The sequence below is a fragment of the Halorubrum tibetense genome (assembly GCF_042661865.1).
In the GTDB taxonomy this organism is placed as follows: Archaea; Halobacteriota; Halobacteria; order Halobacteriales; family Haloferacaceae; genus Halorubrum; species Halorubrum tibetense.
On record NZ_JBHSWW010000144.1, the window covers coordinates 1 to 10,333 of the forward strand.

9 protein-coding genes and 1 pseudogene are annotated in these 10,333 nt (G+C 66.9%); 6 read left to right on the forward strand and 4 right to left on the reverse strand.

Features of this window, described 5'->3' with window-relative positions:
- Window positions 1-919 (forward strand): annotated as a pseudogene (locus ACFQEU_RS10030) (hypothetical protein); the annotation flags it as partial.
- Between the two features lie 34 nt (window positions 920-953).
- Here the strand turns inward: ACFQEU_RS10030 and ACFQEU_RS10035 are convergent.
- Complete coding sequence (locus tag ACFQEU_RS10035; RefSeq protein WP_379781723.1) at window positions 954-1,988, reverse strand: AI-2E family transporter; 1,035 nt, start codon at window positions 1,986-1,988, stop codon at window positions 954-956.
- A 162-nt stretch (window positions 1,989-2,150) separates the two neighbouring features.
- Complete coding sequence (locus ACFQEU_RS10040; protein WP_379781725.1) at window positions 2,151-2,747, reverse strand: DUF6149 family protein; 597 nt, start codon at window positions 2,745-2,747, stop codon at window positions 2,151-2,153.
- A gap of 220 nt (window positions 2,748-2,967) precedes the next feature.
- Here ACFQEU_RS10040 and ACFQEU_RS10045 point away from each other — a divergent pair, with 220 nt between their 5' ends.
- From ACFQEU_RS10045 to ACFQEU_RS10065, 5 genes are all read left to right on the forward strand, one after another.
- The gene (locus tag ACFQEU_RS10045) at window positions 2,968-4,206 is read left to right on the forward strand and encodes an NAD(P)/FAD-dependent oxidoreductase (RefSeq protein ID WP_379781727.1); all 1,239 of its coding nucleotides are present in this window, start codon (window positions 2,968-2,970) and stop codon (window positions 4,204-4,206) included.
- Window positions 4,207-4,297: 91 nt separating this feature from the next.
- Window positions 4,298-6,490 carry a PAS domain S-box protein gene (locus tag ACFQEU_RS10050; protein WP_379781738.1) on the forward strand — a complete coding sequence of 731 codons (2,193 nt, stop codon included), beginning with the start codon at window positions 4,298-4,300 and terminating at the stop codon, window positions 6,488-6,490.
- Window positions 6,491-6,580: 90 nt separating this feature from the next.
- A complete protein-coding gene (locus ACFQEU_RS10055) occupies window positions 6,581-6,796 on the forward strand; it encodes a DUF7979 domain-containing protein (protein ID WP_379781730.1) in 216 nt (71 codons plus the stop codon).
- A 63-nt stretch (window positions 6,797-6,859) separates the two neighbouring features.
- Window positions 6,860-7,273 (forward strand): DUF7124 domain-containing protein, encoded by a 414-nt coding sequence (locus ACFQEU_RS10060; protein WP_379781732.1) that lies wholly within the window; start codon window positions 6,860-6,862, stop codon window positions 7,271-7,273.
- Between the two features lie 97 nt (window positions 7,274-7,370).
- Window positions 7,371-7,949, forward strand: a complete 579-nt coding sequence (locus ACFQEU_RS10065; protein WP_379781734.1) for a MogA/MoaB family molybdenum cofactor biosynthesis protein — start codon at window positions 7,371-7,373, stop codon at window positions 7,947-7,949.
- 58 nt (window positions 7,950-8,007) lie between these two features.
- Here ACFQEU_RS10065 and trpG read toward each other — a convergent pair whose 3' ends face one another.
- Together trpG and trpE are read right to left on the reverse strand one after the other, a co-directional pair.
- Entirely contained in the window at window positions 8,008-8,676 is a 669-nt protein-coding gene (gene trpG, locus ACFQEU_RS10070) for an anthranilate synthase component II (protein WP_379781736.1), read from the reverse strand.
- Window positions 8,673-10,280: an anthranilate synthase component I gene (gene trpE / locus ACFQEU_RS10075; RefSeq protein ID WP_379781740.1), complete on the reverse strand. Its 1,608-nt coding sequence runs from the start codon at window positions 10,278-10,280 to the stop codon at window positions 8,673-8,675. Before trpE ends, trpG begins: the two co-directional genes overlap by 4 nt.
- Between the last annotated feature and the right edge of the window lie 53 nt (window positions 10,281-10,333).

Below are 10,333 nucleotides of genomic sequence, written 5' to 3' on the forward strand. Positions count from 1 at the left end.
CGTGGAGGCGCTCATCGAGACGATCGGCGACGGGCGGATCCGCCGGAACGTCCGCGTCGTGGACGTCGACACTCCCGCCGCGAGCGACGACTCCGCCTTCGACGACGCCGGCCTCGGCTCCGTGGACGGCGACCCTGCTTCCGTGGACGGCGACCCCGCTTCCGTGGACGGCGACCCCGCTTCCGTTGACGGCGACCCCGCTTCCGTTGACGGCGACTCCGCTTCCGTTGACGGCGGTTCCCCGGTGACCGTCTCCGTCACCGACGACGCGAGAACCCGACAGCTCGAAGCCGACGGAGTCGTTCTCGCGACAGGCCCGAGAGAGCTTGAACGGGTCATCGGGACGACCGTCGGGGTCGACCCGCTGGCGCGGACCTGCGCGCTCGTGACGACGACCGACCCGGTGACCGACGTGTGGCGGCTCATCCCCGACGGCGACGCCCCGTTCGGGACGCTCGTCGAACACACGAACGCAGTCCCGCCGACCCGGTACGGCGGCGATCACCTGCTGTACCTCGTCGGTCGGGGAGTCGGTAGCAGAGGGGGTGACGACGAGCGTGTGAGCGACGAGGGGGTTCGGGCGTCGTGGCTCGCCGCGCTGTCGGATCGGTTCCCGTCGTTCTCACGGGAGTCCGTCCGGTCCGTCCGGGTCGCGACCGACCCGTGCGCTGCGGTCGTCCCTCGGAGCGGCTCGACGAGGGACGAGGCCCGGGGAGACTGGCCGATCCCGGTCGACCTCAGCGATGCGGGGTTCGGCCGGATCGCGTATGCGGGTCCGGGGAGCGAAGCCGATCGATTCGGAACCGCGATCGGCGCGCGCGTCGCCGCCGGGGTCGCGGCCGGCGAGGCGGCCCTCGATGGGACGCCCCCGCCCGAGCCGGATGGGTGGTCGTGGGGGACGAACGCGGAGTCGAGGTAACCGCGTCAAGGGATCACACCGGCACCGAAACCGCTCAGATCGCGTCGTAATCCTCTCGAAACGTCTCCAGCGTCGCGGCGAGGACGCCGATGACGATGGGGCCGACGAAGAGTCCGGTGTAGCCGATGGAGTAGATCCCGCCGAACACGCCGACGAGGATGACCCCGGGGTTAAGGTGGGCCTGCTGGTCGATGACGATCGGTCGGGCGTAGTTGTCCACCATCGAGACGACGGCGAGTCCGTAGGCCGCCAGCAGGATCCCGGCGGTCACCTCGTCGATCACGACGAGATACGCCGCGGCCGGCCCCCAAACGAGGAACGCGCCGATGAGCGGTAACAGTGCGAGAATAGCCATCACGAACGTCCAGAAGACGACGTTCGGGATCCCGACGGCCCAGAGCCCGAGGCCGGCGATGATCGCCTGTAACAGCGCAACGGAGATGTGGCCGATCACGACGCCGCGGGTGGTGGCGTCCACTTTCTCGAAAAGGTCGTCGGTGACATCGGCGGGAAGCGGTATCATCGACCGGAGCCACGCGACGAATCCGGGGCCGTCCATCAGCGCGTAGTACACCAAAAAGAGCGCGAGCACCAAGCCGAGCGAGGCACGGAGAACGCTCGTGAGCACGCCGCTCAACCCGCCGAACAGGGTGTCGAGGAGCACGTCTCCCGTCGTCACGAGCCACCCTTCGATGTCGAACTCCTCGCCGGTGAGTTCGACGACGCGCGCTTCGATCGCTGCCACGTCGATATCGCTCTCACCAGTCGCGATCGCGGTGAGGTCCTCGATAAACACGAACGAGATGTACACGAGCGGGAGGATCACGGCGACCAGCGACCCGAGTATCAGCGTCACCGCGGAGGCCATCTCGACCGCTCGACCCGTTATCGGGCCGTGGCCCTCCGCTAACGGCTCGAGCCGCTCTGCGAGGAACTCGTGGAACGGAAAGAGGACGTATGCGAGGATGACCGCGGCGATGACGTATTCGATGAACGGGAAGACGATCAGAAGCGAGAGGACCGCGACCGCCGCGATCAACAGGAGGAGGAACGACTGACCGCGATTCATACCGGCCGATCGCCCCCGCCCGTGATAAAAGTAGACACTCCGACGACGTCGACTTCCGGGAGTTCAGGAGCCGGGTCGTCTCTCAACAGCCGGGATCCTCGCTCGAGTCCTGGCTTCGTCGCTCAAGTCTTGGCTTCGTCGCTCAAGTCCTGGTTTCGTCGTTCAGGCGCTGGCTTCGTCCTCGTCGAGCCCCGGCGCGGCTGCGGGGTCGACCTCCTCCGGCTCCGTCCCGTCCCCGCCGACGACGGTCTCGCCGTCATCCGTCTCGACGTACACGTCGTCGGCGAAGCCGGCGAGCGCGTTCTCGTACTCCGGTTCCGCGAGTCGGTCGGGGGTTTCCGGCGCGTTCGCGACGCCCTCGACCGGCAGGAACGCCCCGAGCGGGTCGTCGATCGTGATCCCGTGGTCCGTGAAGAACCCCTCGTACCGGCGGAAGTGCTCTTCCAACTCGTCGGCCGGGATCTCCATCATCTCGGTCCACCCGTGGTTGAAGAAGTCGAAGTTGGCCTGGATATGGGTGATCTCGCGGGCCTTCGCTTCCGGGAACCCGGCTTCGAGCGCGGCGACGTACGTGTCCATCGTCGCGTCGAAGAAGTCGTCGAGGTGCTCGCGCCGCTCCTCCCGGCGCGACTCGTCCGCCTTGTTGAGGAAGATGCTCGTGTGGAGGTCGACGAGTTTGTCGTTGGCGACGTCGCCGACGACCGGCGTCGTCAACGCCTTCTTCGCGGCCCAGTGACGGATGTTCTGCCGGATCTTCATACGACGAATTGGGCGTGAACGACCTTGAATCTGTGGCGTCACGCCGACGGAGCCGAGACGGAAGCGGCGCAGGTCGCCCACGTGGATGAATCGCCTTTTATACTCTCCATTCGCTATGAAAACGACTGTATAAGGGCCCCTAAACTCCGTCTATGCGGTTCTATCACGAACGGGGAGACGGATGACAACCCACTTTACCCCCGAATCCGAACGGCCGATCATGAGCGATTCGTACGTGATCATCGGTGACGGGATCGCGGGGGCGTCCGCGGCCGAGACCCTCCGCCAGGAAGCGCCGGACGCCGAGATCACGGTCATCACGGACGAGGGTGAGTCCCTCTACAACCGGATCCTGATCAAGGAGTACGCGAAGGGGAAGCTCCCTGAAGCACCGATCTCGATCCACGACGAGTCCTGGTACGACGACCACGACGTCGACCTCCGGCTCGACACCGTCGTCGTCGACATCGATGTCGAGAACGACGAGATCCGAACCCACGACGGGGAGACGTTCGGCTACGACAAGCTGTTGTTAGCGATCGGCGGGACCCCCCAACAGCTCCCCGTCGAGAACGCGGACGCCGACGGGATCCACCACTTCTGGACGTTCCAGGACGCCCGGAAGATCAAAGAGAGCGTCGAGGGCGCGGACCGGGGCGTCATCGTCGGCGCGGGGCTGCTCGGCATCGACTTCGCGGCGATCTGCGGCGAACAGGACGTCGAAGCGAAATACCTGATGCGCGGGGACTCTTGGTGGCGCTACGCCCTCTCGAACGAGGGCGCAGAGATCATGCACGAGGCGATGCGCGAGCGGGGTGTCGAACCCGTCTTCGACTCCGGCGTTGACCATTTCGAGGTCAACGAGGACGGCCACGTCGAGGCCGCTGTCGATCCGAACGGCGAGCGCTACGAGTGTGATTTCGCGGGTGTCGCGATCGGGCTCGACCTGAACACCGAGATCGTCGAGGGGACGCCGATCGAAGTGGACGACGGGATCGTCGTCGACGAGTACATGCGGACGAACGTCGAAAACGTGTTCGCAGCCGGCGACATCACGCGGTTTTACGACGTCATCCTTGGCGAACAGGCGCAAAACGGCGCGTGGGGGTCGGCAAAAGAGCAGGGAACGATCGCCGCACGCAACATGATCGACTACGAGAGCGAGCGGTTCGAGTGGGTGTCGTCGTACTCGATCACTCACTTCGACTTCCCGTTCCTCTCTTTCGGGCACCCGACCCTCGGCGACGACTCCGTCGAGGCGACGACCGGGGACGGCGAGTGGCGGCGGGTCGCGCTGAAGGACGGGCGGGTCGTGGGCGGCGTGTTGATCGGTGACCTCTCCCCGCAGTCCGCGTTCAAACGGCTGATGCGCGAGGGGCGCGACGTGCGGGGACAGACGGAGCTGTTGATGGAGCCCGGGTTCGAGGTCGACGACCTCGCGGCAACGACCGAGCAGTGACAGCCCGGGAGTGACGACAGAGTGGTAGCACGGGACAGCTTGGGCGCGCCGACCGCGAGCTTTTCATCGCTCGGCCGCGTCGTTGTCTAACATATGGCACATAAGACCCCGGACGACGTCTCGGCTCCGACGGAGGACGGGTTGTTCGGACCCGGTGATCTCGATCGACGACGATGGAGTCGTCGCCTACGCGAGCCCGGCAGTCGAGACGACGCTGGGATACGCTCCCGAGGAGCTCGTCGGACGCCCGATCGGGCAGCTGCTCCCCGACGACGACGGGCCGCGAGTCCGGTCGCTCCGTGGCCGCCTCGAGGAGGTGTCGTGTCTCACGCATCTCGACGACCTCGTGTTCCCCATAACCCGGGCGGACGGTAGCCGGATGCGCTTTTCTGTCCGATTCCACGAACACCGGATCGACGGGGCCGTCGTGTACACCGGCGTGTTCCGTGACGGCGTGGTCGACGGCGAGCCACGAGCCCTCGAAACGTTCCGGAACCTCGTCGAACACGCCGGACACGCGATATACGTCACGGATACGGACGGGACGATCGAGTACGTCAATCCGGCGTTCTCGGAACACACCGGCTACGATGCCGAGGAGGCGATCGGGCGGACGCCGGCGATACTCAACTCCGGCGAGATGCCCGAGGCCTACTTTTCCTCGCTGTGGGAGACGATAAGCGACGGGGAAGTGTGGGAAGAGGAGATCATCGACCGCCGGAAGAACGGCGAGCAGTACCACGCTCACCAGACTATCGCTCCAGTGCTCGACGACGAGGGCGAAGTCTCCCGATACGTCGCGATCCAGACGGACGTGACGGAACGCAAAGCCACCGAGGGTCGGCTCAAGCAGTATCGCGACATCGTCGAGCAGCTCGACGACCCGATCCTCCTCCAGAACCTCGACGGGGAGTTCGAACTACTCAACGAGGCGGTGAGCGAGTTCGCGGGGATCCCCCGGGAAGACCTGTACGGAACCGACGAGTTCGCGTTCATGGGCCCGGAGACCGCGGCGTTCATCGAGGCGCGGCGACAGGAGGTGCTAGAGACGGAGGACCCCGTGGCGTACGAGACGTCGCCGACGTTCGAGCGGAGCGGCCGGGAGGCGACGTTCAGCACTCGGCGATACCCCTACTACGACGCGGACGGGGAGTTCGTCGGAACGTTCGCGATCTGCCGTGACGTTTCCGAAATGAAGGCTCGGGAGACCGAGCTGGAACAGTTCGAGCGTGCCGTCGACGGCGCGACCGACCTCATCGCCGCAGTCGATCGTGACGGGCGGTTCCTGTTCGCGAACCGTCGGTACCGGTCGTATCACGGGATCGATGCGGAGGACGTGAATGGGCTCTCGCTCGCCGAAGTGATCGACGAAGAACAGTTCCCGGAGGTGAAGCGGAACGTGAATCGGGCACTACGTGGTCGGTCCGTCGAGTACCGGACGACACGGACGCACCCCGAACGCGGGACGCGTACGTTCGACGTGCGATACTACCCGCTCGACGCGGGCAACGACGAGGGTGTCGGCGGTGTCGTCGGCGTTCTCAGGGACGTGACGGATAGCGAGAACCGGGCCCGACAGCTCCGGGTCGTGGACCGCGTGCTCCAGCACAACCTGCGAAACGCGCTGACGGTGATCCGGGGTCGAGCTGAGCAGATCGCCGAATCGGGCGGACGGGCCGAAGTGGAATCCGACGGTGACGGCTCGGACCACGCGACGGGATCGACTGCGCCCGAGTCGGCCGCGGACGCGATCGTCTCCCGGGCGAACGAGCTGTTGACGACGAGTGAGAAGGCCCATCACATCACCGAGGTGCTGAGCGACCCGCCGGATACGGGTCCCGTCGAGATCGTCACCATGGCCGAACGACTCGCGGAGGCCATGGGGTCGGAGTTCCCCGCGGCGCGGGTATCGACCGCGCTCCCCGACGAGGAAGTGGTCGTGTCCGCGACCGACTGGATCGACCGGGCCATCGCGGAATTGATCCGGAACGCAGTGATCCACCACGATGGCGACGAACCGGCCGTGGAAGTCGCCGTCGCGGTTCACGACGGGTCCGTGGAGGTCCGGATCACGGACGACGGGCCCGGACTTACCGGGATGGACCGTGACGTGTTGGAGACCGGACAGGCCGTCGACGCGCTGTATCACGGGAGCGGACTGGGGCTGTGGATGGTGTACTGGGTGCTCCAGCAGTCCGGGGGGTCGGCGACTGTACGGGACGCTGAGCCCCGCGGAAGCGTCGTCAGCGTGACGCTGCCGCGGCGGGACGGCGGCGAACCGTGAGGCGCCCCGGTCACGGTAGGGGGTGGTCCCGCATGTGTTTCGGATGTCGCTGCCGCAACGTTTATGATCGATCGTGTTGTTTGGTATCATATGCCACTCCGAGAACAGGGCCGACGGATGCGACTTCGGCGTACCGGCACCGTCCCGTCCGACGCGCGAGTCCGGCATTACGACGAGCTCGGCGAGGACGCGCAAGCGGCGATCATCGAGCTGGCGGGACGACCCTGGACGGCCCCGGAGCCGGGCGGTCTCGACGACGGGGACGTCGTGAAGTTCACCGACTACTACGTGGTCCGAGCCCGCTGAGTCGCCCGGTGCCGCTTCGGACGAAACGAAGTTGTTTTCGCCCGTCGCGTGGAACCGTCGTGTATGGATAGCGGTGGATCAAGCGACATGACGCTGGCGTTCGAGCTGGACGCGTTGAAGACGCTCGCCGACCCCAACGCCGTGTTCAACAGCGCCCGGCAGTGGACCGAGTACGTCGGCGTCGTCAGCGAGAAGCCCACGTACGTCGTCACCAACTTCACCCGAAAACACCGCGTGCGGCAGGACTTCTTCTCGGGGCCACGCGGCGTCGAGGAGAGCTTGGAAAACATCCGGGGGCAGTTCGACACCGATCGGCACGTCTTCGTCGGCATCGATAAGGAGGACGAGACGGTCGCGGAGGCGACGGGCTGGGAGTTCCTCCACGTCGAGGACGCTGCGGAGGCCGCGGGATGGACGCTTACTACGCCCGATCAGGCGGACGAACCTGCCGAATCGAGTCGGGACGATTGGCCGTAGGAGGAACGGTCGGCCGTAGGTCCGACCGGCCGTAGGTCCGAACGACCGGCGGTGGAAAACGCCTCCTGTTTTGTTGAACGCGGCCGAACGGGGGTTCATGAGCGACCACGATCACGACGAGGGCGACGATCACGGCCACACTACCGAAAGCGACGACGAGCACCACGACGATCACGGCCACCACCATCACGACGCCGGGACGGTCACCGCCGCGGTCGTGACGGTCTCCACCTCCCGGTCGCTGGAGGACGACGTCTCTGGCGATCGGGTCGTGGAGCTGTTCGAGTCGGTCGGCCACGACGTCGTGGTCCGCGAGCTCGTCGACGACGACTTTGACGGGGTGCAAGGGACCGTCGACCGGCTCGCCCGTCGCGAGGACACGGACGTCATCGTCACGACCGGCGGAACGGGGGTGACACCCGACGACGTCACACCGGAGGCAGTCCGCCCGCTCTTCGAGAAGCGGCTTCCCGGGTTCGGCGAGCTGTTCCGACGCCTCTCCTACGACGAGGTCGGCACGCGAACGGTGGGGTCGCGGGCGACCGGCGGGATCGCGGACGGGACGGTCGTCTGTTGTCTCCCGGGGTCGGAGAACGCGGTTCGACTCGGCGTCGAGGAGCTGATCCTCCCCGAAGTCGGCCACCTCGTCGGATTGGCGTCGCGCGACGCGACGTGATCGACGTCGGAAGCGGGCACTCACAGCGCGATCGGCCGATCAACCGGCTGTCGGCCGGTCACCGAGTCGGCGATCCAGGAGCGGCTCCCGACTCGACCGACGAGAGGAAGTTCCGGATCACGTCGTGGCCGACGGCAGTGAGAACGCTCTCCGGGTGGAACTGAACGGCCTCGATCGGGTGTTCACGGTGCCGAACCCCCATGACGACGGACTCGCCGTCGTGGTCCGTCGTCGCGGTCACGTCGAGGACGTCCGGCACCTCGGTCGCGACGAGCGAATGGTACCGTCCCGCTCGGAACCCCTGCTCGAGCCCCGTGAACACCCCCTCCCCGTCGTGGTCGACCGGAAACGCCTTGCCGTGGATCGGCTCCGGTGCGTGGCCGACGGTCCCACCGTACTCGTGGACCGCCGCCTCCAGCCCCAGACAGACCCCGAGCGTCGGGACCGTCGGCGAGAGCTCCCGCAGGACCGGTGCGGTCACCCCGACGTCCCGCCGGTTCTTCGGGTGTCCCGGCCCGGGACTGATGATCACCGCGTCCGGGGATTCGGCCTCGATAGTCTCCAGCGACACGGTGTTCTTGTGGACGGCGATGTCGATCGGTTCCCCCGCGAGGCCGTCGCTATCGGTTCCTATCCCGCCGTTCTCGCCGTCGAGCGACAACTCGGAGACGTACTCGACGAGGTTGTACGTGAACGAGTCGAAGTTATCGACGATCACGACCTTCATCGGCCGACACCACCGATCTCTGCTCCGTCCGACGCCGACTCCCTGATCCGGTCGACGGCAGCGAGGACGCCCTCCATCTTCTGTTCGGTCTCCTCGTACTCCGCAGTTGGGTCCGAGTCGGCGACGAGGCCCGCACCCGCCCGAACCGTCAGCTCGTCCTCGGCTCGGTCGCCGACACCTTCGCGGATCGTGGCTGTTCGGATGACGATGGCGAAGTCCGCGTCGCCGGTCCACGAGTAGTAGCCGACGCCGCCGCCGTACGCCTCCCGCGGCGTCGTCTCCAGGTCGTCGATGATCTCCATCGCGCGCACTTTCGGCGCGCCGGTGAGCGTTCCGGCGGGAAACGCCGCCCGCGTCGCGTCGAAGGGGTCGGCGTCCGCCGCCAGCGTGCCGGTCACGGTGGACTCGATGTGCTGGACGTGGCTGTACTTCAACACGTTCATGAACTCCTCGACGCGGACCGTCCCCGGAGCGGACACTCGCCTAACGTCGTTGCGCGCGAGGTCGACGAGCATCGTGTGCTCGGCACGCTCCTTCCCGTCCGCGAGCATCTCGCCGGCCAACCGGCGGTCCTCGACGGGGCTCGTCCCGCGGGGACAGGTGCCCGCGATCGGGTTCGAGACGACCCGGTCGTCCTTCACCGAGACCAGCGTCTCCGGGCTCGCCCCCACGATGCTCCGGTCGTCGTGTTTTAACACGTACATGTACGGCGAGGGGTTGACGTCGCGGAGCGCCGCGTACAGTCCGAGCGGATCGACGTCCCCGCGGAGCCGGCGGCTCCGTGAGATCACGCCCTGATAGATGTCGCCGTCGAGGACGTGCCGTTTGGCCGTCCGTACCGCGTCCTCGTAGGCCGCCTGCGGGTCGGCCGTCTCCTCACGTACCCGGATCCCGTCGGGGTCCGGCGGGTCGGCGTCGGCGAGCGCGCTGGCAACCCGCTCGGCCTCGGCCGCGAGCTCGTCGTACACCGCCCCAGGATCGTCGTCCTCGCCGATCACGGGCGTGAAGACGAGTTCGACGCTCCCGTCCACCTCGTCGAAGACGACCGTCCGCGTCGTCAACAGGAACTCGGCATCGGGGAACTCGGTCTCGGGTCGGTCGATTCCCACCTCCGCCAACCAGAGGTCGTACACCGCCTCGTACGCGAGGAAGCCGACGAACCCGCCGGAGAGGATCTGTCGGTCCGTCTCGGGGAACCCACGGCGCGTCACGTCCGGGAACGCCGTGCGGATCCGGTCGACGACGTCCCCGTTTCCGCTCCCGTCGACTCCCGCTATCAGGTCGGCCGCTGGCCCGAGCCGTGTCACGTCCGTCCGATCCGGATGGACCGAGACGACCGCCTCAGGGTCGTACCCGACGAACGAGTACCGGGCGTGTTTGTCCGCCTTCCCGCCGGCGGTGAACGCGCCGTCCGGGTCGCTCGAGGCCACCTTCTGTCCCGATTCGAGGAGGAACCCGTAGTCGCTCCCCCCGACGAGCGTCGCGTAGGCGGTCAGCGGCGTCGTCTCCGGGTCGAGCGCCGCGGCAGCACGGACGACGACGGGTCTATCGGCGTCCGTGGCGAGCTCGACGAACGACTGGCGCGAGCGGTCGAGCCGGGTCACGCGAACCCCACCTCGGTTCCCGCGTTGGCGACGAACCGGGCGACCGCGTTGTG